The 22,721-nt window shown below is 68.4% G+C and carries 17 protein-coding genes; 7 read left to right on the top strand and 10 right to left on the bottom strand.

Annotation, left to right across the window (positions count from 1 at the left end):
- The 4 genes from BLU84_RS27545 to BLU84_RS26630 all read right to left on the bottom strand — a co-directional run.
- The coding region (locus BLU84_RS27545) for an AMP-binding protein (protein WP_074870231.1) at positions 1–2,302 on the bottom strand (2,302 nt) is incomplete at its 3' end.
- A gap of 85 nt (positions 2,303–2,387) precedes the next feature.
- On the bottom strand, positions 2,388–4,148 hold the full coding sequence (locus BLU84_RS17405; RefSeq protein WP_074870228.1) for an ABC transporter ATP-binding protein: 1,761 nt from the start codon (positions 4,146–4,148) through the stop codon (positions 2,388–2,390).
- Between the two features lie 2,404 nt (positions 4,149–6,552).
- Positions 6,553–7,539, bottom strand: a complete 987-nt coding sequence (locus BLU84_RS17400) for an ATP-binding protein (RefSeq protein ID WP_139175068.1) — start codon at positions 7,537–7,539, stop codon at positions 6,553–6,555.
- 3 nt (positions 7,540–7,542) lie between these two features.
- The gene (locus tag BLU84_RS26630; protein ID WP_139175067.1) at positions 7,543–8,406 is read right to left on the bottom strand and encodes a hypothetical protein; all 864 of its coding nucleotides are present in this window, start codon (positions 8,404–8,406) and stop codon (positions 7,543–7,545) included.
- A gap of 932 nt (positions 8,407–9,338) precedes the next feature.
- On the opposite strand from BLU84_RS26630, the gene BLU84_RS27950 reads away from it, so the two are divergent.
- Together BLU84_RS27950 and BLU84_RS17395 are read left to right on the top strand one after the other, a co-directional pair.
- Positions 9,339–9,470: a hypothetical protein gene (locus BLU84_RS27950; protein WP_267889189.1), complete on the top strand. Its 132-nt coding sequence runs from the start codon at positions 9,339–9,341 to the stop codon at positions 9,468–9,470.
- A 240-nt stretch (positions 9,471–9,710) separates the two neighbouring features.
- A complete protein-coding gene (locus BLU84_RS17395; RefSeq protein WP_074870223.1) occupies positions 9,711–9,935 on the top strand; it encodes a hypothetical protein in 225 nt (74 codons plus the stop codon).
- Between the two features lie 176 nt (positions 9,936–10,111).
- Here BLU84_RS17395 and BLU84_RS17390 read toward each other — a convergent pair whose 3' ends face one another.
- Genes BLU84_RS17390 through BLU84_RS17365 form a run of 6 tightly spaced genes read right to left on the bottom strand, consistent with a single transcriptional unit; the run spans position 10,112 to position 16,859 of the window.
- Complete coding sequence (locus tag BLU84_RS17390) at positions 10,112–10,924, bottom strand: 2,3-dihydro-2,3-dihydroxybenzoate dehydrogenase (RefSeq protein WP_074870219.1); 813 nt, start codon at positions 10,922–10,924, stop codon at positions 10,112–10,114.
- Positions 10,921–11,763: a siderophore-interacting protein gene (locus BLU84_RS17385; protein ID WP_074870344.1), complete on the bottom strand. Its 843-nt coding sequence runs from the start codon at positions 11,761–11,763 to the stop codon at positions 10,921–10,923. The genes BLU84_RS17390 and BLU84_RS17385 overlap by 4 nt, the downstream gene beginning before the upstream one ends.
- Positions 11,760–13,073, bottom strand: coding sequence for a condensation domain-containing protein (locus tag BLU84_RS17380; protein ID WP_074870215.1), 1,314 nt, complete (start codon positions 13,071–13,073; stop codon positions 11,760–11,762). Before BLU84_RS17380 ends, BLU84_RS17385 begins: the two co-directional genes overlap by 4 nt.
- Entirely contained in the window at positions 13,073–13,951 is an 879-nt protein-coding gene (locus BLU84_RS17375) for an isochorismatase (RefSeq protein ID WP_139175066.1), read from the bottom strand. Before BLU84_RS17375 ends, BLU84_RS17380 begins: the two co-directional genes overlap by 1 nt.
- The gene (locus tag BLU84_RS17370) at positions 13,948–15,597 is read right to left on the bottom strand and encodes a (2,3-dihydroxybenzoyl)adenylate synthase (protein WP_074870212.1); all 1,650 of its coding nucleotides are present in this window, start codon (positions 15,595–15,597) and stop codon (positions 13,948–13,950) included. The genes BLU84_RS17375 and BLU84_RS17370 overlap by 4 nt, the downstream gene beginning before the upstream one ends.
- Complete coding sequence (locus BLU84_RS17365) at positions 15,594–16,859, bottom strand: isochorismate synthase (RefSeq protein ID WP_211664563.1); 1,266 nt, start codon at positions 16,857–16,859, stop codon at positions 15,594–15,596. Before BLU84_RS17365 ends, BLU84_RS17370 begins: the two co-directional genes overlap by 4 nt.
- A 604-nt stretch (positions 16,860–17,463) precedes the next feature.
- On the opposite strand from BLU84_RS17365, the gene BLU84_RS17355 reads away from it, so the two are divergent.
- From BLU84_RS17355 to BLU84_RS17335, 5 genes are all read left to right on the top strand, one after another.
- Positions 17,464–17,925 carry a CopL family metal-binding regulatory protein gene (locus BLU84_RS17355; protein ID WP_074870204.1) on the top strand — a complete coding sequence of 154 codons (462 nt, stop codon included), beginning with the start codon at positions 17,464–17,466 and terminating at the stop codon, positions 17,923–17,925.
- Between the two features lie 165 nt (positions 17,926–18,090).
- Positions 18,091–19,926 carry a copper resistance system multicopper oxidase gene (locus BLU84_RS17350; protein ID WP_074870201.1) on the top strand — a complete coding sequence of 612 codons (1,836 nt, stop codon included), beginning with the start codon at positions 18,091–18,093 and terminating at the stop codon, positions 19,924–19,926.
- 128 nt (positions 19,927–20,054) lie between these two features.
- Complete coding sequence (locus BLU84_RS17345) at positions 20,055–21,095, top strand: copper resistance protein B (protein WP_425479409.1); 1,041 nt, start codon at positions 20,055–20,057, stop codon at positions 21,093–21,095.
- Positions 21,096–21,107: 12 nt separating this feature from the next.
- Positions 21,108–22,004 (top strand): c-type cytochrome, encoded by an 897-nt coding sequence (locus BLU84_RS17340; protein WP_074870196.1) that lies wholly within the window; start codon positions 21,108–21,110, stop codon positions 22,002–22,004.
- A gap of 260 nt (positions 22,005–22,264) precedes the next feature.
- Positions 22,265–22,693, top strand: coding sequence for a hypothetical protein (locus tag BLU84_RS17335; RefSeq protein ID WP_074870193.1), 429 nt, complete (start codon positions 22,265–22,267; stop codon positions 22,691–22,693).
- Positions 22,694–22,721: the final 28 nt, after the last annotated feature.

Raw genomic sequence — 22,721 nt, 5'->3', positions numbered from 1 at the left:
CGAACGCCGGATCGAGCGCCTGATAAGTGACGTGCACCGTGGTCTCGGTGATGCCGTACATATTGACCAGGGTCGGCGCATCGGCGGCATGGCGCTGGTACCACTCGGCCAACGGCCGGAAGTCCAGCGCTTCGCCGCCGAACACGACATAGCGCAGCGACAGCTGCCGGCCCAGTTCGGGGTCTTCGCCCTCGGCCTGGAGCAGTTGATAGAACGCCGACGGCGTCTGGTTGAGCACGGTGACGCGCTCGCGCACCAGCAGTTGCAGGGTCTCGCGCGGCGCGCGGCTGACGAAGTAGGGAACGATGACGAGGCGTCCGCCGTGGCACAGCGGCCCCCACAGTTCCCAGACCGAAAAGTCGAAGGCATAGGAGTGGAACAAGGTCCACACGTCGTCGGCGCCGAAGCCGAACTGGCCGGTCGCGTCGAACAGGCGCACGACGTTGTGGTGCGGAACCAGCACGCCCTTGGGCTGGCCGGTCGAGCCGGAGGTGTAGATGACGTAGGCCGGATGCTGCGGCCGCAGCGGGCGGCGGCGGTCGGCGTCGCTGGGGTTGTGCTCGGCCGCGGAGCGGTCGTCGACGCGCAAGGTCGGCAGGCCCGCGGGCAGGTCGAGCGTGAGCGAAGGATCGGCGATCAGCGCCACCGGTTTGGCGTCGCCGAGCATGTAGACGAGACGGTCGGCGGGATAGTCGGGGTCGAGCGGCAGATACGCCGCGCCGGCCTTGAGCGTGGCGAGGACGGCGACGACGAGGTCGGGCTCGCGCGGCAAGGCGAGGGCGACGATGTCCTCGGGGCCGACGCCGGCGGCGATCAGGCGGTGGGCGAGACGATTGGCGCGGCGGTTGAGTTCGGCATAGCTCAGGTGCCGGTCCTCGAACGACAGCGCGATGGCGTCGGGCGAGCGTTCGACTTGCTGCTCGAACCAGTCGGGCAGGGTCAGCCGCTCGTCGAAGCGGGCCGCGCCGTTCCATTCGCCGAGCACGCGGTCGCGCTCGGCGGCTTCCAGCAGCGCGATTTCGCGGATCGGGCGTTCCGGCGCGGCGACAGCGCGCAACGCGAACGCGACGAGGCGGCGCAAATGGTTCTGCGCATCGGCCGCGCTGTAGAGCTCGCTATTGACGTCGAAATGCAGCTCGCACCCGCGGTCGCCGAGGCGCCCTTGCAGGGTGATGGCGACGTCGTTGACCGGTCCGTTCGCCAGCGAGTGCAGCACCGCCGGATGGCCGTCGAAGCTGAAGCCGAAATCGAACGGGATGATGTTGATGCGCGGGCCGAAGATCCATTGCTGGCCGCCGTCGCCGAGCGATTGCAGGATGTCCTTGCCGCGATAGCTCTGATGGCGCAGCGTCTTGCCGATCTCGCGGCCGGCCGCGGCGGCGACGTCGGTCAGGCTCGCGCCGGCGGGGAAATCCAGCGGCAGCGGCAGCACGTTGGCGAGCATCGCCGGGGTGTCGCGGTTGCTCTTGGCGCGGTTGGCGACCGGAAAATCGAACAGCATGCGTTCGCGACCGGCGACGCGGTGGCAATAGGCCGCGGCCGCCGCGGTCAGCAATTGCGGCCACTTGGTTCCGCTGCGCCGCTCGCCTTCGAGTAGCGCCTGGGTCAGCTGCGCGTCGACCGGGAGGCTGGCGCGATGGAAGCCCATGCTGGCGGCCGGGGCGCGGCCGTCCAGGCCGATCCGCTCGCCGGCGCCGTCCAGCGCGCGGCGCCAGTATTCGGCATCTTTGCCGAAGCGCTCGGAGCCGCGGTACGCGCGGTCTTCCCCGATCACCTCCAACACGCTGCCGAAGCGCGCCGGCGGCGGCGTTTCGCCGCGCCCGTAAGCGTCGTACAGCTCGGCCGCGCGCGCGGTCAGCAACGACACGCTGTAGCCGTCCATGATCGCGTGGTGGTAACGCTGGTACCAGAAATGGCGCTGCGGCCCGAGGATCAGCACCGCCGACGCGCCGAGCGTCTCGCCGTCGAGATCGATCGCGCTCGCCGTCGCCGCCCGCATCCAGTCCTGCGCGGCGGCGACCGGGTCGGCCTCGGCGGACAGATCGACCACCGCCAGCGCGAGCTCGGGCGCCTGCGCGAAACGCTGGCTCGGGCCGTCCGCGCCGCGCTCGAAACGCAGCTGCAGGGTGTCGGTTTCGGACACCGTCGCGCGCAAGGCGCGGCGCAGGCGTTCGATGTCCAGCGGGCCGCGCAGATCGACGTAGCAGCGGGTGTCGTAGTACGGGTTGTCCGGCGAGACCTCCTGCGCGAACCACATTTCCAGCTGCGGGGCCGACAACGCGAACAATAGGGCGGTGTTCATGGCTTTCACCGTGGTTCCGATAGAGGCTCGACGGCGGTGCGGCGACCGCGCGACGGAAAGGCGATGGCGAGGAAGGCGTCGCGCGTCACTGCACGGCGACGAGCTCGGCGGCCGGCGGGCGGCGGAACTGGCGTTCGACCAGGCGCGCGTAGTGCGGGTGGGTGGCGAGCAGTTCCAGATGGCTGCCCATGCCGGAGATGCGTCCGGCGTCGAGGAAACAGATGCGGTCGGCGTGCATCACCGTGGACAGGCGATGGGCGACGATGATGTTGGTGCGGCCCTGCATCAGTTCGTCCAGGGCCAGCTTGACCTGATGTTCGGTCTCGCTGTCGAGCGCGGAGGTGGCCTCGTCGAGGATCAGGATGTCCGGGTCGCGCAGGAACATGCGCGCGATCGCGATGCGCTGGCGCTGGCCGCCGGAGAGGTTGTTGCCTTGCTCGATCAGCGTCGTGTCGAAACCTTGCGGCATCTTTTCGATGAAGTCGAGCGCGCCGGCGCGGCGCGCGGCCGAGCGCAGCTGTTCGTCGCTGAACTGCGCGTCCAGGCCGTAGGCGATGTTGTCGCGCACGCTGCCCGGCATCACCGGCGCGCTCTGGGCGACGTAGCCGATGCTGCCGCGCCACTGGCGCAGGTCGAACTCGTCGATCGGCCGGCCGCCGTAGAGGATGCGGCCTTCGCTGGGCTGGTAGAAGCGCTCGATCAGCGACAGCAGCGTGGTCTTGCCGCTGCCGCTGGTGCCGACCAGGGCGACGGTCTGGCCGGGTTCGAAACGCAGGTCGATGCCGCGCAGCACGGCCGCGTCGCGGCCGGCGTAGGCGAAGGAAACGTCCTGGAATTCCAGGGTCTGGCCCGGCAGGCGCTCGACCGTGCCGGGGCGCACTTCTTCTTCGTCCTCGAGCAGGATCGCCGCGATCCGCGCCGACGCGCCCTTGGCCTTCTGCAGCTCGGCGGTGAAGTGGGTGAGCTGCATCAACGGCGTGGCGACGTTGAAGATGTAGAGGATGAAGGCGGTCAGGGTGCCGACGGTGATCTCGCCGGCGGAAACGCGGGCGGCGCCGTAGACCAGGATGACGATGATCGCCAGCGTCATCGCCAGGCTCATCAGCGGTTCCAGCAGCACGTTCACCCGCGCCACGCGCAGGCCGAGCAGCTTGAGTCCCTCGATCTCCTCGCGGCTGCGCTCGCGTTCGCGCGGCTCGGCGGTGAAGGCCTTGACCAGGCGGATTTCCTGGAAGATGTGGGTGAGGATGCCGCTGAAGCGCGCAGTGCGGTCCTGGATCCGGCGCGACAGGCCGTCGAGCAGGAAGGCGATGGGAATCATCAAGGCGAAGGCGCCGCCAATCGAACCAATCAGGGTCAAGGTCAGGCGCACGTCGAGCAGCAACAGCACCACGATCGAGCCGATCAGCAGCAGCACGCCGGTCAGCAGGTTCACGGTCTGGCGCGCGATCAGTTCGGAGATCGATTCGCAGTCGCGCACCACCCGGCTCACGCGTTCGCCGCTGCTTTCGCTGTCGAACGAGGCCACCGGCAGGCGCAGCAGCTTGTCGACCAAGGTCTGGCGCAGGCGCGCGACCAGTTGGTAACCGACGCGCGCGAGCAGATACGCCGAACCCGCGTTGAGCAGCGCGGCGCCGGCGAGGATCGCGACCAGCCACAGCATCGGCCACAGGTCGATGCCGCCGCGGCCGAAGCCGTCGATCATCTGCTTGGTCTGGATCGGGAACCACAAGGTGCCGGCCACCGAGGCCATCGCCGCCATCGCGGCCGCGGCCAGCGCGAACGGCGACGGCCGTCCGGTGCGGATCAAGCGCCAAAGATCGCGAGAGGACGAGGGACTGCTCATGCGGACTCCGGAAAGCGTGCGTGGATGCGTGAGGCGACTGCGGCGACGGACGGGACGGATCGCGCGGAGCGTCGGCACGGCGCGAACGCGACCGCGCCGCGCGTGCGAGGAGCGCGGCGGAGGGTCGGCGCGACGTGCGCGCTCACGCCGAAGTCGAGGCGGCGTAGTGCGGCGATGGCGACGTCGTGAGGCCGCCGCGGCGGCGCGGGCGCGGCCCGGCCGATGCGGCGGGACGCTAGCGGATCAGGCCCGACAGCTTCCGCGGGCCGCGCTGCGCGCGCGGTGCGTGACGCATGCGCGGGGCGGCGGGGCGCCGATGCGGACCTGTGCGTTGCGGACTGCGTTCAACATGTTCAATCGACCGACTCCGTGTCACTTGAAGTTTGGTGCCGGCGCCGATGCCTGGATCGACGTCGCCGGCGCATTGAGCCGCAGCGCGTGAGGATTTGTTTTGGTCGCGCCGGGTGCAGCGTTCGCGTGTCGTCGCTTCGACTTCGATCTGCGCGAAAAAGTGCCAAGACAGTGTTACGTCCTGTTGTCAGCCCGGTCAACGAAATCCGAGAGCGACAAATCGAAGTAGCGATGCGCTTCGCATCGGCGCACGCGTTGCATCACAAATATCCGCATGCGTTCGCGCAAATGCGCAATTTACGCACAATGCCGGAAATTCGGATATGTGATGGAGTTGGCCGCGGTTGCGCGGATTCATGCGCGGGCGCGCTTGTGCTTTACGCATGCGCGCGTCGTGCGGCGCGATTGCGCGGGTTGCGGCCGGGCAGTACTCGAACGTCGGAAACGCGGTTGCATTTTTGCGACGCGATTAACGTCGGCGACGCGGCGTGAAGGTGATGGATTCGTGAAATCGCGCGGCATCGGCGATCGCGTCGCAACGCGGCGGCGCATCCGTCCCGCCGGAGCGGGACGGATGCGAACCTCACGACGCCCGAGCTGTCGCTGATGCCTGTGATGCCTGTGATGCCTGCCCGACAGTACAAATGGCTTTCACAAGCTTTCACTGCCGCAGAAACGCTGATTGTCTTGAATGCCCACCGAGGCCGATCGGCCTCGGTGGGGGATGTACCTCAGTGCGTGCCCCGTTGCCTGGTCCAGGCGATCTGAGCTGACGGCATCCGATCGAACGGCAGCCACAAAAGCACCCAGGGGAGCCTGACCGCGGGGCGGCTACGGGCGACCCGATAGAGCTCTGGCACCTGTCGCCCCAACACAACCCGGGCGCCATCGGCGTACCCCCGCATCAGAGTTCTTTGAATCGTCTTCCGCAGCAGCGCGTCTCCAGGCGGATGTTCCTCGACTCGCCGGGCCAGCTGCGATCGGCGAGTCTTGGGCTTCATAGCCATTGACAGCGCTGCGGAGAGGGTGCCCAGTGTTCTCAACACTCCGCGATCCAGTGTTTCGGTATGTAGAAAGGTGAAGCGCCCACATGGGTACACAGGCAGGCGGGTGAGCGATTGCCTTAGCTCGCTGTCAGGCGAAGCGCCCTTCAACAGACCGGGAGGCAGCATGCTTAGAAGCTCAACACCAATGGCCTTGATAGCCGGCTGCCATCCGATCGGTAGCATGGCGATACCTGGGGTAAAGGCGTCCAGCCTGTTGTTGGACGGCAGGGCGTGACTTCTGTGACGTAGCGAGCGCTCCAACCGGATTCTCTCTACAGTCAGCCCACTCACGTTGGAGCGTGGGTTCTGCCCCTCAAGCAACGTTTCGGGCGGTCGCGGGAAGAGGGCATCCAGGGCCTCCCAGGCGTGCGGATCCCAAGGCTCAGGAGGTACCAACCAAGTGACGCGTTGGCTGCCGGCGGCCCATAGCCGGAATCCATCAATGGCGTCCCTCTTTCGGGAGGAACTCGCTCGATCCCCCTCAACCGTCGCGACATAGTCGACCGAATCGTACCCGCAACAGCATCGCCCGAGCGGAAGTCCCTCCCGAAAGCCTGCCAGCAGATCTCGATCGCAACGGGGGCAGGCATCTATCAACTCAATCCGATGCTAAGGGCAGCGGTGTACGCCTGGCATCTGGAACAGCAGAGAGTGATAGCAATGCCGGGCGCAAGCCGGACAGCAGCGCAAACGCCAGGGCATCGCCTCCCAAGGTATCGGCCCGCCATACGGCCACCAGGAGCTGATATCCCAGAACCGTCCACTGTCGAATGCATCGGGATAGGCCGACTGCAGCGCAGATTGAAGGGTAGGGGAGAAGGTGGTTTTCCGGAAGCAATCATCGTCTTGGCGGAGCCTCACGCCAAAAGCACCTTGGAGGCCGGCCCGACTGCACATGTTCAAACGAGCGGCGCGCCATAGGCCGCTGAAGGCCGAACAGCCGTAGTAGAGCGACCAGTTAGTGCCCAGCGGAGCGGGATGGAGAAATGCCAGCGGGGACACAGCGTTCATTTGGCCCCCTGCGGCTGATAGGTGTAGCGCGAAAGCTCAAGCTCAATCAGCCCAGATGCTTCCAAGGCTTCTTTCAGATCCGCATCGGTGAACGCCTCAAACTGCGCGGAGCGCGGGGCAATGATCGTGAGAAGGTAGACCACCGTCGCCTCGAAGCTTTTCATCGCCCATGTCCAGTTCGGTGGGAGCCGGACACCGTTACGCAAGTGACAGGCCGCGTCCCACAGCGCCTGCGCGTAGCTCGCGAGGCGGAAGCCATTGACAAACGCAACTGACGCGAAATGCTGGGTATAACCGATGCCGGATCCGGGAGGCCATTCGGTGCCAGTGTCGTACCGGGACAAGGCAAAGGCGACTTCTTCAACGTCCTGCAAGCCGGTGAACTCGAGCTTCCGAATCAGAAACCGCCCAGCTACGTGAGGCGGATAATCATTGTTGGCGATCACCTCATTGGAGTAGCCGGTAATGTCACGCTGATGGACGAAGACGGCGAAGAAGTAGTACCCCGCCCGGGTCATTCGGTTGTCGAGGCTCACCAGGTTTTCGTAGTCCAGCGGCAACAAGCGCTGAGCCTCATCGATGAAGACAACGACCAGGCGCGTATTGGTATTCTGGGCCACTTCGATCAATCGACCCATGATCAACCCGCATAGCTCATCCGGCTGAGCGCGAGGTGGGATTCGGACACCGAGCAACGTCAACCAACTCTGGTAAAAGGTGCTGTCGGTACGCTTGCGCGAGTCAGGCGCATCCACTTGAAGCAGGGCGCCGGTGCGATCTTTCAACCAGTCGAGATGCGACATCAGATAATTGATGGCTTCAGTTTTTCCAAAGCGAGCAAACCCGAACACCCCCAGCCCTCGATAGCTGACATCCAAAGCGGAATGGATTCCATCGGCTAAGCGTTCAATGGCACACGTAGCGATGCTCGGACGAAACAACTTCAAAAGCGGGTGAATGAGAGGAGCTTCAATAATATTCATGGGTCAGTCCTTGCTATTAGCAAAGCTCGTGCGCCCAGAGCGGGGCTGCACAACGGGACGATGCGTCGACTCGGCGGGTTTCGATTGGCGCTGTACCTGCTGATCGACACGGGCGTAGAGGTCCGCTGGGGCTCCCTGTCGCAGGGGCTGTGAGCGTGCGAACTCATGGAATGCATTGACCGCGTCACGGGCACCTGCGATCTCGATGAGACCGCGGTTTTTAGCGCGGATGATCTGCTGACGCAGATGCAAGTCGTGCGGCGACAGATCCCAGGGCGGTAGAACTTTCAGCCGCGACCAGACCGTGGCATCGTCCGGATTGATCAGCACCAGATCGCGCAAGTCGTCCAGGTCTACTTCAGCAACGAACGACTTCCCCACCAAATCATGACGTCCCATCAAACGCTGACTTCGGTAATAGCCTTCCTGGTATTGCACAAACGGATGACGACCAGTTTTGACATCGCCGCGGATCTTTGCATTGAATCGGACCGTAGTCAGTTCGTGCGCATCGCGATGAAGTTCCGTTGCCTCCCAGTGCCAGCCCGAAGTCAGATGCGCGTTCAAAACGCTAGCCGGCGTTCGGTTATGCAACCCCGAATGGGGCGTCACGTTGTGGCCTGACAGAATGACGTCCATCAGATCCAGCATCCCCTCCCAATGCAGAGGGTGATCCTGGCCCCGCAAGAACGAGGTCGAAGTCTTCTGTCCGACCGCCCGGGTTTCCGGCTGGAAGCCGCCTGCGATGAAGCGCAGGGCCCCTTCTTCGAGTCGCCGGAAGAACGCTTCACCGATGGGTCGGATCTCTGGCACGTGCGCCGGCCCCAGCTCCAGTACGCCGCGATGATGCTTAAGTACGTTCTTCACGCTGACTTCAGCGTGATGCGGCGTCGCGTTGTCGCCCGCAAGGAGAATCGAGCGGGGGCCTGCTCCCGACGGCGGCCCCGACACGCTGCAGTGAGTAGGGCCGGGCCAACGCGCCTCGTCGAGCGATGGAGTTGAAATCTGAGCGGCTTGAGCCGACTCTTGCGGCTCAAGGAGCCCGGCCGTGCCTCTGTCTATCCGTCGCGTCTCCTGACCCTGCAGGCGCCTCGATCGATGTGCTCCCAGATGATGGCGATAGGGCAGGAGGTCGAAGCTCGGTCGCCAACCTTCCGGCGCCTTCCTGGCGCGGCATGGACATCGGACCGGGCTTGATCGGTCAGCCTCACAGTGCCAGACCAGCCTCGGAATTTATCCAGACGCCAGTGGGACCATTGCCATGGGATGGTCTCGTTGACGCTCGGGGGCGCTCACTAGAGTCGCCTTAGGAAGAAACGGTTGTATGGGATGCAACAGACTTATCGACCGCCAGGTGGGTACGATGCATGGTTATGTGCCGGTTGTCGGGATGCAGCATTGATATCCGCACGTATGCGACACGAAAAGCGCTGATGCACGGCAGAAATGACCTCGGCAGACAAACCCGACGCAGAGCAGGTCGCGGTCACGTAGGCCTTCCAGGCTGTCGCCACAGGTGGCCAGCATGTGACCGCAGCACGCCGAGGTCGACACAGCAGCATGCGGACGCCGCAGGGCATGCGACCACAGTTGCCGCCCAGCTTTTTATTTCGCATAATGTGTATTATGTTATTAGATAAACTATTGAAGGGACGAGCATTGCCCCTGTCCGAACAAGCCACCTACATCCTCAACCCAGCAATCGACCTTACGAATCCCTTCCCATGCACCCACCCCACATCGATCTGACCGAAGACTGGTGTGGCTAACGCTTGCACGGTCTGCTCTGGCGCGAGCAAATGGATCTGCGCCGCCAAGGATTCGCATCGCGTCGCCAGGCCGAACAGCGCCGACGTTCCGCCGCGTTTCCGGTCAAGGTCATCGTGGTCGACCTGGCCGACTATCGCTGCAACGGCCTGGCCGCGTCCTGAGCCGAACATGGACTGTCGCTTGCTTGAAATCTGAGCCCCAGGGCCGCCACCGGCCGCTCAGATTTCAAGCTGGCGGCCTGCCCGGCGCGTCGCCGGCGGCGAGGATGCAACCGTAAGGTTCCCGGAAGGTACGGCGCGCGCGGTCGGCGCAGGCTGCCTGCAACCGCCGGTCAGGACGACACCGGCGAGCGGCCCGCCGGAATGCGGGCGAGCGTCGTCTGCTCATCGAGGATCTTCATCATGGCCAACATCGATTACGCCGGTTACGGCGTGTGGAACAGCACCAACGACGTCACCAGCAAGGTCCGTCAGCAGTACGCGGCCGGCCAGCGCCGTTTCATCGCCAACAACGGCGATTACGGCGACCCGGCGCCGGGCGAACGCAAGTACCTGTACATCATCTGGAACAACACCGACAGCGGCGTGGTCGGCGAGGACGACGCTCGCGGCGTCACGGTTCCGTAATCCGTATCGGCGGCGTCGGCGCATCGGCCATGGCCGGTTTCGCATAACGTCGCGCGTTATACGCAAGACGCCGGCTCAACAGCCGGCGTCTTCGTTTGTGCGCTATGAGCGCTGCTTACGTGTTGCATCGATGCAACGCGATCGTGCGCTGCCATCGCGCTTGCATGCACGCCGACTTACATGTCCAAAGTCGCGCCGCCGTCCACGCGCAGATCGTGCAGGGTCACGTGTCGCGCTCGGTCCGACAGCAGGAAACAGATCGTATCGGCCACGTCGCACGGATCGGCGATGCGGCCCAGCGGAATGCCGAGGCGGAAACGCTCACCGTCGCCGCGCAGGATGCGGCCGCGCGCGGCCTCGTCGTGGGCGAAGGCGCGCTGCATCGCGGTGTCGGTGGAACCGGGCGAAACGATGTTGCAACGCACGCCGAACGGCGCCAGTTCCAGCGCGAGGCAGCGCAGGTATTGGGTTGCGGCGGCCTTGGACGCGGCATACGCGGCCATGCCGGTGCGCGGCGCCGAGGCCGCGTTGGAACCGACCGCGACGATGCTGCCGCGGCCGCGTTCGCGCATGCGCGGAGCCACCGTGCCGGCGACGGCGAACGCGCCGCGCGCATTGACCGCCATGCACGCGTCCCAATCGTCCGGATCCAGCCCGACCGCGTCGCCGACGCGCAGGATGCCGGCGACATGGGCCAGATGCGCGATCGGCCCGAATTCGCGTTCGATGCATTCGACCATCGCGGCGACCGCGCTAACGTCGGAGACGTCGCAAACCAATTGCGCGACCTCGGCGCCCTGCCCGCGCAGCGTGTCCGCAACCTCGCGCAGGCGCGCATCGTCGCGATCGCACAACGCCAGCCGCGCGCCCTGCTCCGCCAGCCGCGCCGCGGTCGCCGCGCCGATCCCCTGCGCCGCACCGGTCACCAACGCCAACCGGCCGGCGAACTCCCCTGCCCCGTCGCCTGCCGCTGCGCCCGCGCCGCTCATGCCGAAGCCCCCTGCTCCGCTTCGGCCTCGAACGCGTCCATGATCCGGTGGCGCTCGTCGTGATAGCGCTCCTCGTCCCAGCGGTCCTTCCAGTACGGCACCGCGTACATCATCGAACGCGGCACGCCGCGCTCGCGCGCGAGCAGGTCGCGGATCGCGACCACTTGCGCGCTCTCACCGGCGAGCGTGACCGAGACCGTTTCCGCGTGCGGCCACGGCATCGCCCGCACCGCGTCCAGCAAGCGCCGGCTGGCGCCGGCCGCTTCGCCCTCGCGCGAGAACCAGCGCGCCTGCAGGCGCGGGTGCGCGGGCAAGGGCTGGATTTCGCTGGCGTCGGGCACTTCCAGCAACGCATCGATGCGCGCCTGCGCCGGCAACCGCGCGATCACCGCGCAGATCAGCGCATAGCTGCTGGGATCGCCGATCAACAGATGCCGCGCGGCATCGGCGCGGAACAGCTCCGGCCCACCGGGGCCCGCCACGCCGAGTTGATCGCCGACTTTGGCGTTGCTTGCCCAGCGCGACGCCGGGCCGTCGTCGCCGTGCAGGACGATGTCGATTTCCAGCTCGCCCGCGTCCGCGTCGAATCGCGCCACCGAATAGGTCCGCACCACCGGCCGCGCCGCGCCCTCGGGCCACGCCGGCCCGTGTTCGCCGAACTGCGGCAGCACCGGGACCTCGCCAGGCGCGGCCGGCAACAGCAGCTTGATGTGCGCGCCTTCCCAACCAGTGGGGAATCCGGCCAGGTCCTCGCCGCCCAGTGCGATCCTGCGCATCTGCGGCGTGCGCTCGTCGATGCGCATCACCCGCAGCAGCCGCGCCCGCGGACGCGCGCTCATGCGGCCTCGCGCGCGCACGCGCCGTCGAGTTCGTCCAAGCGTTGCGACGGATCGGCCAGGGCCGCCTCCATCAACGCCAGCAAGGCGCGATGGTGCGATTGCAGCGTCGCCGCATCGTAGGCCTGCGGATTGGCTTCGATATCGAAGCGCACGCCGTCGGCCAGCGGCGACACGGTGAGATCCAGGTCTTCCACCGAGCCGACCGAGACCGGATGCGCGCGGCTGTCCAGGCCTTCGAACACGAAGCCGCGGTCGAACGGCATCAGATTCAGCACCGGTCCGTACAACTGGGCGTAGCTGTCGCCCAGGCCCAGATCCTGGCGCAGCCATTCGTAGTTGTAGCGCTGGTGCGGGCGCAGCTCGCGCAGTTCGGCCGCGACCTCGCGCGCCAGTTCGGCGAAGCTCCATTGCGGCTGCAGGCGCAGCCGCAGCGGCACCACGTTCATGGCCATGCACGGCACGCTCAGCGCCGCCGAGCCCAGGCGGTTCATCACCAACAGGCCGACGCTGATCTCGTCCGCGCCGCTGCGCGCGCGCATCCACGCGAACACCGCCGCGATCAACCACGCGGACCAGTCCACGCCGAGCGCGCGCGCCGCGCTCTGCCAGCGCAGGTGCTCGCCTGCGGGCAGGCGCAGGTGCGAGGAGCGCGCGCTGTCGTCGGGCGCGCACTTGGGGCCGAGCGTGACCGGCTCGCCCATGCCGGCGCAGCGTTGCCGCCAGAACTCGCAGCTGCGCGCGAACGCGGCCGAGTCGCGATAGCGCGCTTCTTCTTCCACCACCGGCGCCAGCGACCAGTCGCGCGCCGGCGCCGCGACGCGGCCACCGACCTTGGCCGAATACAGCTCGGCGACGCGATGGATCAGCAGCAGATAGGCGAAGCCGTCCAGCGCGATGTGGTGCGCGCGCAGGTACCAAAGATGGCGACGCGCGCCCAGGCGGATCAGCGCAGTGGCGAACAGCGGGCGCCGGCCGAGGTCGGCCGGGCGCAGCAGGTCTTCGCGCATCCAGCGCCAGGCGCTGTCCCAGGGCGCATCGCAACCGGCGTAGTCCTCATGGGCGAGCGCCACGTTGCGCGGTTCGCACAATCGTTGCGATACGCCCTCGCCTTCGGCTTCGTAGCGCATGTGCAGCGCATCGCAGGCCATCAAGGTCTCGCGGATCGCCGCATCGAGCGCGGCGAGATCGAGCGGACCTTCCAGTTCCACCGCCTCGGCGGTCCACAGCGACGGGCTGTCCGGATCGATCCGCTGCGCCGCCCACATGCCCAGTTGCGGGCCGGTCAGCGGCAGGCTTACATCGCCCGCCATCACGCCGCCCGCCGCTGCTGGATCAGTTCCCACCATTGCGCCACGCTGCCGCGCTCGGCCAGTTCGACCATGCCGATGCGCTCGCCGCGCGCCGACCAGCGCTCCAGCAGCGCCATCAGCCGGATCGAATCCAGGCCAGCGTCGAACGGATTGTCGTCGGCGCCGATCTCCTCCAGCGGCCGCTCCATGATCAGCGCCAGTTCGGTCCGCAGCGCGGCCAGGCTGACCGGCAGGCCGGCGCCATCGGCCAGCGCCTGCGCGCAATCGGCGCGGCCGATCACCACGCCGCAGCGGCGCGAAACGTAGTCCAGCGCCATCCGGTGTTCTTCGACGGAGAAATCCGCCACCGCATCGGCGATCAGAAACGGCTGGATGTCGTGCATGAAAGCGTCGGCCACGGTCATCATGCAACCGATGTGGGCGTAGATGCCGCAGACGATCAGCTGGTCGCGGCCTTGCTCGCGCATGCGCTCGCGCAGGTCGCTGGAGACGAAGGCGCTGTAGCGCCACTTGGTCAGCACCGTGTCGTGCGCGCGCGGCGCGATCGGCGCGGCCACCGGCGCCAGTTGCGGCTGCGCGGTGATGCCCGGGCCCCACCACGGCTGCAGCAGGCCGCGCTGCTGCGCGCTCTGCACCGGCGGCTGGGCGGTGTAGACCACCGGCACGCCGGCATCGTCGCAGGCGTCGCGCAACGCGCGCACGTTGGCCAGCAACTGCGGTACCGGCGCCTGGGCCTGGTCGTAGAAGGCCAGGAAATACTCCTGCAGATCGTGGATCAACAGCACCGCGCGCGACGGCTCGGGGCGCCAGTCGACCCGGTTGGCCGGCCACTGCGACGGCTCGGGCATGGGATAGGAGGCGATCTTGGGAATGGTCATGACGAGGCCTGGACGAAAGAGGAAGCGGGAACGGCGGACGGCGCGGCGAAGCGCGCACGCAAGGCCTTTTTGTCGATCTTGCCGACCGCGGTGCGCGGCAGCGCGGCGAGGAATTCGATGCGGTCGGGCACTTTGAAGGCGGCGATGCCGCGTTCGCGCAGGAACTGGGCCAGCTCGCGCGACGTCGCCTGCGCCGGTTCGCGCAGGGTCACGAAAGCGCAGGATTTCTCGCCGAGCCAACGGTCGGGCATCGCCACCAGCGCGGCGTCGAACACCGCCGGATGCGCGAGCAGATAACCTTCCACTTCTTCGGCAGCGATTTTTTCGCCGCCGCGGTTGACCTGATCCTTGGCCCGTCCTTCGACGATCAGATGCCCGCCGGACAGGCGCCGCACGCGGTCGCCGGTGCGGTAGAAGCCGTCGGCGGTGAACGCGCGGGCGTTGTGGGCTTCGGCGCGGTAATAGCCGCGGATGGTGTACGGCCCGCGGGTCAGCAGGTGGCCGACTTCGCCGGGCGCGACGTCGATATCGTCGTCGTCGACGATGCGGATCTCGTCGTCGGCGCTGATCGGCCGGCCCTGGGTGGTCAGCGTCAGCGCCGCGTCGTCTTCGGCGCGGGTGTAGTTCACCAGGCCCTCGGCCATGCCGAACACCTGCTGCAAACGGCAGCCGAAGGCCTCGGGCACGCGCCGCGCGACCTCGCCGGCCAGATGCGCGCCGCCGATCTGCACGCAGGCCACGCTGCTGAGGTCGTAACGCGCGCGCAACCTCGATTCCAGCCACGCCAGCGCCAGTGCCGGCACCAGCGCGGTCAGGGTGACGCGCTCGCGCTGGATCAGCTCGAAGCACGATTGCGGATCGTTGCGCCGCGCCAGCACCACGCAGCCGCCGGCATGGAACACGCCGAGCGCACCGGGCGAGCTCATCGGGAAGTTGTGCGCGGCCGGCAGCGCGCACAGATAGACCGTGTCGCCGTCCAGGCCGCAGATGCGCGCGCTTTCGCGCACGCTGTAAAGATAATCGTCGTGGGTGCGCGCGATCAGCTTAGGCACGCCGGTGCTGCCGCCGGACAGTTGCAGGAACGCCACTTCGCTCGCGTCCGGCCCCTCGCCCGCAAGCGGCTCATCGAGCAAGTCGTCGAAGCCGCGGAACTCCTCGGCGTCGCCGACCACCACCACCTCGCTCAGGCAGGCGTGCTCGGCGCGCACTTCGCGGATCATCGTGCGGAAGTCGAAGTCACCGTCGCGATCGGCAATCACGCAAGCACGGGCTTGAGCATGGCCGACGAAGTAACCGATCTCGGCGCGACGATGCGCCGGCAGCGCGAACACCGGCAGCGCGCCGAGCAGGAACAGCGCATGGCAGGCGATGTAGTGCTCGCCGATATTGGGCAGTTGCAGCAGCACCCGGTCGCGCGGGCCGATGCCGATGCGGCGCAGGCCGGCGGCGAAGCGCCGCGCCCGCTGGTCGAACTCGGCATAGCTCCAGCGCCGCTCGCCGCAGACGATGGCGATGCGTTCGGGATGCTCGCGCGCGCCGCGGGCCAGGCCGGCATACAGGTTTTCGCCGGTCCAGTAGCCCAGCGCGCGATAGCGTGCGGCGAATTCCTCGGGCCAAGGCACGAAACCTGGCAGCGCCGCGTTCATGCCCGGCCCTCGGCGTCGGCCACGTGCGCCAGCCCCATCGCGCCGAGCATGGTGCGCAGCTTGGCCGTGGTTTCGGCCAGTTCCGCGTCCGGTTGCGAGCCGGCGACGATGCCGGCGCCGGCGAACACGGTCGCGCAGTGTTCCTCAATCAAGGCACAGCGGATGGTCACCGCCCACTCGCCATCGCCGTCGGCGTCGCACCAGCCGACCAGGCCGGTGAACAGCCCGCGGTCGTAGCCTTCCAGCTCGCGGATCGTGCGCCGCGCCGGCTCGGTCGGATAACCGCACACCGCCGGGGTCGGATGCAGCGCCAGCGCCAGCCGCAGCGAGCTGGTCGAAGGATCGCGCAGCATGCCGTCCACGCGCGTGGACAGGTGCCACATGGTCGGCGTGGCCAGCAGCGAGGGCGAGGCCGGCACGTGCAGCTCGCGGCAGAACGGGCGCAGCGCCGCGGCCACGTCGTCGATCACCAGCGCGTGTTCGTGCAGGTCCTTGGCCGATTGCAGCAGCCCTTCGGCGCGACGGCGGTCCTCGGCCGGATCGGCGCTGCGCGGGATCGAGCCGGCCAGCGGGTTGGACACGATGCGCGCGCCGCGCTTGGACAGCAGCAGTTCGGGGCTGGAGCCAATCAGGCAGGCGGCGGGGCCGCCGGCGCCGGCCAGATCCATCGCGAAGGTGTAGGCCGACGGCGCGCGCGCCAGGAGTTGCCCGAGCAGTTGCGGCACGTCGACCCGCGCGGCGATGCGCAGGCTGCGCGACATCACCACCTTGCGCAGGTCGCCGTCGTGGATGCGTTCGAGCGAGCGCTCGACGTTGCGCATGAACTGCGCCGGCGCCGGCATCGGTTCGACCGCCGGCATGCGCCGCTCGGCCAGCGGCGCGTCGCCGTGCAGCATCTGCGCGGCGCCGCGGTGGCGCGCGCGGCCGGCCGCGAACGCGGCCTGCGCCGGCACCCACAAGCGCGCGGGCTGGCCGCCTTCGAACGGCACCGCGCCCAGCAACGGCAGGCGCCCGCTTTCGGCCGCCACCTGCGCCAGCAGGCGTTCGCTGGCGCCGGCCAGGTCGTCGTCGCTGGCGCGCGCCAGCGCCTGCTGCACGCCGCGTGCGTGCAACTGGGTCTGGCTGGAGGAAAACAGCGAATCGTGCGGCCGATAGCTCGACAGCAAGGCCGGCGGCGCGGCATCTGCGAGTTCGATCTCGGCCGGCTCGGCTTCGGACGACGCATGCGCCGACACCAACGCCAGTTGCGCTTCGTCCATCATCGCCGCGCTCCGTTCGCCGCATGCGGCGCGAAGCGCAAACTCAAGAGACGGGAATAACGGAAAGGGGCGGTCGCGCAAACCGCGCGTGGCAGTGCGTTCAAGGGTCACCTGCAGGCTCTGAGGGTCGCGAGCTTGCGGGCGGGAACGCCGGCTGGCCGGAAATGGACGAGCCGTGGCTACGTCGTCCGTGGTTGCACGAATTATGCCACTTGCGCGCACATCGGCAAGCGCTTGCGGCATCGCTGCGGGATGAACGAAGGCGCGCGTGCGGTCGTGCGCGCGTTTACGTCGGCCGCACACCGCGATTCAATCGGCGAGGTTGCGATGCGGATCACAAGAGCGAGTATCGGCCTGCGATGCGCGTCGCGCGATGCCACTGCCGTCGGCGCTCGCGCGGGCGCCGCACGCTCGGTCGGCGACGCGCCGCTGGCGCACGATGCATCGTTCCGCGAGGCTCTGTCCGGTCCGCGCGCGGCCGCATTCGCGCGGCACGATGAACGCCGCGAACAACCTTCCCACACCAGAAGGTTGCACCCGCGTCGGCGATTGAGGGCACAATGATGGCCGCTGCGCCCTCCTCCGCCGTCCCCTCGCCGTCTTCCGCATGCCCTTTCTTTCGCTGCTGCTGCGTGTGTTGCTGATCGTCGCGTTGAGCCTCAACGGCTACGCGGCGGCGGCGATGATCGCCGGCGGCGGCCATGCGATGGGCCCACGCGTCGCGGCCTCGGCCGCTCCCGCGCCCAAGGCCGCGGCGGACATGGCCGATTGCCACGAAGGCATGGCTCCGTCCGCGATGGCCCAGGCCGATTCAGCGATGGCCCATCACGGCGGCGGCGCCCAGCCCGAACCGAAGCACGCCGGCCATCCCTCCGACCCGGCGGCGCCGCACGAAGGCGACTGCTGCGGCAAGTTCGTCTGCCAGTGCGACTGTCTGCAGGCGGCCAGCATCGCCCACGCGATCGTGCCGCTGCCGCCGCGCCTGGACACGGTCGCGCCCGCGCTGCCGGGCCCGCACGCCCCGCCCAGCGGCGTGCCGAGCCGGTTGATCCGGCCACCCATCGCCTGAGCTCGCGCCCGGCCGGATCGCTCCGGCCCACGGCCCGTTCGCCCCGCGGCCCCGCCCGCGCGGCGTGCGCGGCCGCCTGTCCGCGACGCGGCGGCGCCTTCGGCGCTTGCCGCGCGCGCAGCCCGCCGCGAGACTGATCGCGGCGCTTCCCGACGGAAGGCTTCCATGAAACTACCGATTACCCCGTTCGGCTCCCCCGCCGATCCCGGCCGCCGCCGCTTCGTCGCCGGCCTCGCCGCCGGCGGCGCCATCGCCGGCAGCGGCCTGTGGCGCAACGCCTTCGCCGCGCCGATGGCGCAGGCCCCGCGCGTGCTCAGCGGCACCGACTTCGCTCTCGACATCGGCGCCACCCAGGTCAACTTCACCGGCAAGGTGCGCCCGGCGGTGACCGTCAACGGCAGCCTGCCGGCGCCGATCCTGCGCTGGCGCGAAGGCGACACCGTGACCCTGCGCGTGGCCAACCGCCTGCGCGAAGGCATGAGCTCGATCCATTGGCACGGCCTGATCCTGCCGGCCAACATGGACGGCGTGCCCGGCCTGAGCTTCGACGGCATCCGCCCGGGCGAGAGCTATGTCTACCGCTTCCGCGTCGGCCAGTCCGGCACCTACTGGTATCACAGCCATTCGCTGTTCCAGGAACAGGCCGGCCTGTACGGCGCGATCGTGATCGACCCGCGCGAGCCGCATCCGTATCGCTACGACCGCGAGCACGTGCTGCTGCTGTCGGACTGGACCGACCTGGAACCGGCCGCGCTGTTCCGCCGGCTCAAGCAGATGTCAAGCTACGACAACTACTACAAGCGCACCGTCGGCGACGCGATCCGCGACGTCGGCGACAAAGGCCTGGCCGCGACCCTGCGCGACCGCGGCGAATGGGGCCGCATGCGCATGACCCCGACCGACCTGTCCGACGTCAACGGCCACACCTACACCTACCTGCTCAACGGCGTCACGCCCGCGGGCAACTGGACTGGCCTGTTCAAGCCCGGCGAGAAGGTGCTGCTGCGCTTCGTCAACGGCTCGGCGATGACCTACTTCGACGTGCGCATCCCCGGCCTGAAGATGACCGTGGTCGCCGCCGACGGCATGCCGGTGCATCCGGTCAGCGTCGACGAATTCCGTATCGCCGTGGCCGAAACCTACGACGTCATCGTCGAACCCTCGGGCCAGGACGCGTTCACCATCTTCTGCCAGGACAACGCCCGCACCGGCTACGTGCGCGGCACCCTGGCCGTGCGCCAGGGCCTGGAAGCGGAAGTGCCGCGCACCGACCCGCGCCCGCTGCTGACCATGGAGGACATGGGCCACGGCGGCATGGGCGGGCACGACATGTCGGCGATGAAAGGCATGGAAGGCGGTTGCGGCGCCAGCATGGGCGCCAAGCCCAAGGGCATGGAGGGCGGCTGCGGCGCGAACATGAAAGCTGCGAGCGGCGGCGGCATGGACCACGCCGCGATGGGCCACGGCGGCATGGATCACGGCGCCGCCGCCAAGCCCGGCGGCGACGATCGCCTGATCGACATGCGCGCGATGAGCGTGTCGCCCAAGCTCGACGACCCCGGCATCGGCCTGCGCAACAACGGCCGCAAGGTGCTGACCTATTCCGACCTGCGCAGCACCTTCGACGATCCCGACGGACGCGAGCCCGGGCGCGAGATCGAGCTGCACCTCACCGGCCACATGGAGAAGTTCGCCTGGTCCTTCGACGGGCAGAAGTTCATGGGCGCCGATCCGATCCGCCTGACCTACGGCGAGCGCCTGCGCATCGTGCTGGTCAACGACACCATGATGACCCACCCGATCCATCTGCACGGCCTGTGGAGCGATCTGGAGAACGAGCAAGGCGAGTTCCAGGTCCGCAAGCACACCATCGACATGCCGCCGGGCACCCGCCGCAGCTATCGCGTGCGCGCCGACGCGCTCGGCCGCTGGGCCTTCCACTGCCATCTGCTCTACCACATGGAAGCGGGAATGATGCGCGAAGTGAGGGTCGAAGAATGAACACGACCGCTGCCCTGCCCCGCGCCGCGTTGGCCCTGGCGCTGTCGCTGCCCCTCGCCGCGCTCGCGCAACAAACGCCGCAGACCGCACCGGCTGCGATGGATCATTCGGGGATGGACCACTCCCGGATGAATCACGCGCAGACGAACGACGCGAACAAGAACGCTCCGAAGAAGAAAGCCGCCGCGCCCGCCGAGGCGACCGCGATGGACCACGCCGCGATGGGCCATTCGCCCGAGCCGGGCGCTGCAAAGGACGACGCAAACGCCGCGCCCGATCATTCGAAGATGGATCACTCGAAGATGGACCACGCCGCGCCGGCCAAGCCCGCAGGCGCCGCGATGGACCATTCGAAGATGGACCATTCGAACATGGACCACTCGCAAATGGACCATTCCCAGATGGACCACGCCGCGATGGGCCACACCGCCGCGCCGCGCGCGCAAGCGTCGCAAACCCCGCGCGAGCCGATCCCCGCCGTCACCGACGCCGACCGCACCGCCGCGTTTCCGCCGATCAGCCTGCACATGCAGCACGCGCCCGAGTTCAACCGCATGGTGGTGATCAACCGGCTGGAAGCGGTCGACGCCGATCGCGGCAGCGCCCAGGCCTGGGAAGGCCAGGCCTGGTTCGGCAGCGACACCAACCGGCTGTGGCTGCGCAGCGAAGGCGAGCGCGAACAAGGCCGCACCGAATCGGCCAACCTGGAAGCGCTGTACGGCCGCGCGATCTCGCCGTGGTGGGACGTGGTCGCCGGCGTGCGCCACGACTTCCGCCCGCAGCGCGCGCAAAGCTGGGCCGCGTTCGGCGTGCAAGGCTTGTCGCCGTACAAGTTCGAAGTCTCGGCCACCGCCTACCTGGGCGAACGCGGGCAGACCGCGCTGAACCTGGAAGCCGAGTACGAACTGCTGCTGACCAACCGCCTGATCCTGCAGCCGCTGGTCGAGGTCGAGTTCTACGGCAAGGACGATCCGCGCCGCGAAACCGGCGCCGGCCTGAGCACGGCCGAAGCCGGCTTGCGCCTGCGTTACGAGATCAGCCGCAAGTTCGCGCCGTATGTGGGCGTGAGCTGGGAGCGCGCGTTCGGCGACACCGCCGATTACCGGCGCGCGCACGGCGAGCGGGTCGAAGACACCCGCCTGGTCGCCGGCGTGCGGCTGTGGTTCTGACGGAGCGCGCCCATGAACGCTCTCCTGAGAACCGGGCTGTGGTTCGGCGGCGCGGCCGTGGCCGCGGGCGCGATCGGCGCAGCGACGCTGTGGTCCGGCGTCTATGACGTCGGCGCCGATGCGCCGCATACGCGACCGGTGTACGCCGTGCTCGAGTACGCGCGCGAACGCTCGATCGCGGTGCGCGCGCAGACGCTGACGGTGCCGGCGAACCTCGACGACGCCGAGCGCGTGCGCCGCGGCGCCGGCAACTACGCGGCGATGTGCGCGGGCTGCCATCTGAGCCCGGGCGCCGGCCCGAGCGAGCTCTCGCGCGGGCTGTATCCGGCGCCGCCGAACCTGTCGCAGCGCGAGGTCGATGCCGCGTCCGCGTTCTGGACGATCAAGCACGGCATCAAGGCCTCGGGCATGCCGGCCTGGGGCGGCAGCATGGACGACGGCCACCTGTGGGATCTGGTCGCCTTCCTCGGCCGCCTGCCGTCGCTGGACGCGCAGGGCTATCGCGCGCTGGTCGCGCGCAGCGACGGGCATTCGCACGGCGGCGGCGAAAACATGGCCGGGCACGACGATGCCGGCGGTCATGGGCACGACGAGGCCGATGCGCATGCCGATGAAGCCGCCGCAGGCGGGCATGCGCATGCCGATGAGGCCAAGCCGCACGAGCCGGCCGACGGGCACGCACACGGGCATGGCGATGCGGCCGAGGAAGCCGGCGCAAAAGACCACGCAGGCGCGCACGAGCCTGCAGGCAAGGCCGCGTCTGCGCCGCCCCCGTCGCCGGCCAAGGCTCGCGGCGAGCCGCGATCGAACGCACCCGCCGGGCCGGCTTCCGCTGAGCCAGCGCCCGCCAAGCCGGCTTCCAGCAAGCCAGCCCACGAGCACGCCGACGGGCAGTCGCACCAGCACTGAGCGCGGTTCGGGCCGGCGCCGCCGCAGCGGCGGCGCCGGCCCATGCACCACGGCCTCATCGCAGAACAACGCGAGGACCAACGCATCGAGCTGAACGCCTTTCGCGCTTGCGGGAAAGGGTTCTGGCGCGATCCGTTTCGGCTGCGATGCGGCCCGCGCATGAACCGCGCACCCCGTCGCAGTCCGCGTCCAGCCTGGGCCCTCACGGCGGCGGAGGCTATGATGTCCGCCAAGCCATCCGTGCGGCCAGGGAGCCTGCCATGTCGATCAACTCCAAGGCCCGCCGCGACGCCAAGAAGCGCAAACTCGAGCGCGCCCGCACCGCCGCGCCGGCCGCGGCCAATATCGAACCGCATGCCGAACTGCGCGACGCGCAGGGCCGCCTGCTCGGCGGCATCGTCCGCCGCGACGGCGAATGGACCCTGGGCCTGGGCGGCCGCATCGTCGGCGGCTCCGAAAGCGCCGCGCGGGTACTGGCCCTGCTCGAGCGCGCCACGGCCCTGCACCGGCGCGACGGCGCCCAGGTCAGCCTGAGCTGCTCCAGCGCCCTGCGCAGCGCCGCCGACCGCGAACTGGCCGAGCGCGGGGTGAGCTTCGAACAGTTCCGCGAGGAACTGGAAAAGGAACTGGCGATCGATCCGCCGCCGTCGCTGCACCTGGTCGCCGACGCCAGCGGCGCGCGCCACTGACCGCGTCCGCAGCCGGTCGCCGCGCCGG

Origin of the sequence: Lysobacter enzymogenes, from assembly GCF_900106525.1 — a bacterium.
Taxonomy (GTDB): Bacteria; Pseudomonadota; Gammaproteobacteria; order Xanthomonadales; family Xanthomonadaceae; genus Lysobacter; species Lysobacter enzymogenes.
This window is presented reverse-complemented; position numbering and strand designations above follow the sequence as displayed.

Excerpts from the sequence above, each read along its gene's own strand:
- BLU84_RS17405 (WP_074870228.1), bottom strand. The coding sequence starts at position 4,148 with ATGAGCAGTCCCTCGTCCTCTCGCGATCTTTGGCGCTTGATCCGCACC.
- BLU84_RS17400 (WP_139175068.1), bottom strand. The coding sequence starts at position 7,539 with ATGAATATTATTGAAGCTCCTCTCATTCACCCGCTTTTGAAGTTGTTT.
- BLU84_RS27950 (WP_267889189.1), top strand. The coding sequence starts at position 9,339 with ATGGATCTGCGCCGCCAAGGATTCGCATCGCGTCGCCAGGCCGAACAG.
- BLU84_RS17395 (WP_074870223.1), top strand. The coding sequence starts at position 9,711 with ATGGCCAACATCGATTACGCCGGTTACGGCGTGTGGAACAGCACCAAC.
- BLU84_RS17390 (WP_074870219.1), bottom strand. The coding sequence starts at position 10,924 with ATGAGCGGCGCGGGCGCAGCGGCAGGCGACGGGGCAGGGGAGTTCGCC.
- BLU84_RS17385 (WP_074870344.1), bottom strand. The coding sequence starts at position 11,763 with ATGAGCGCGCGTCCGCGGGCGCGGCTGCTGCGGGTGATGCGCATCGAC.
- BLU84_RS17380 (WP_074870215.1), bottom strand. The coding sequence starts at position 13,073 with ATGGCGGGCGATGTAAGCCTGCCGCTGACCGGCCCGCAACTGGGCATG.
- BLU84_RS17375 (WP_139175066.1), bottom strand. The coding sequence starts at position 13,951 with ATGACCATTCCCAAGATCGCCTCCTATCCCATGCCCGAGCCGTCGCAG.
- BLU84_RS17370 (WP_074870212.1), bottom strand. The coding sequence starts at position 15,597 with ATGAACGCGGCGCTGCCAGGTTTCGTGCCTTGGCCCGAGGAATTCGCC.
- BLU84_RS17365 (WP_211664563.1), bottom strand. The coding sequence starts at position 16,859 with ATGATGGACGAAGCGCAACTGGCGTTGGTGTCGGCGCATGCGTCGTCC.
- BLU84_RS17355 (WP_074870204.1), top strand. The coding sequence starts at position 17,464 with ATGCCCTTTCTTTCGCTGCTGCTGCGTGTGTTGCTGATCGTCGCGTTG.
- BLU84_RS17350 (WP_074870201.1), top strand. The coding sequence starts at position 18,091 with ATGAAACTACCGATTACCCCGTTCGGCTCCCCCGCCGATCCCGGCCGC.
- BLU84_RS17345 (WP_425479409.1), top strand. The coding sequence starts at position 20,055 with ATGAATCACGCGCAGACGAACGACGCGAACAAGAACGCTCCGAAGAAG.
- BLU84_RS17340 (WP_074870196.1), top strand. The coding sequence starts at position 21,108 with ATGAACGCTCTCCTGAGAACCGGGCTGTGGTTCGGCGGCGCGGCCGTG.
- BLU84_RS17335 (WP_074870193.1), top strand. The coding sequence starts at position 22,265 with ATGTCGATCAACTCCAAGGCCCGCCGCGACGCCAAGAAGCGCAAACTC.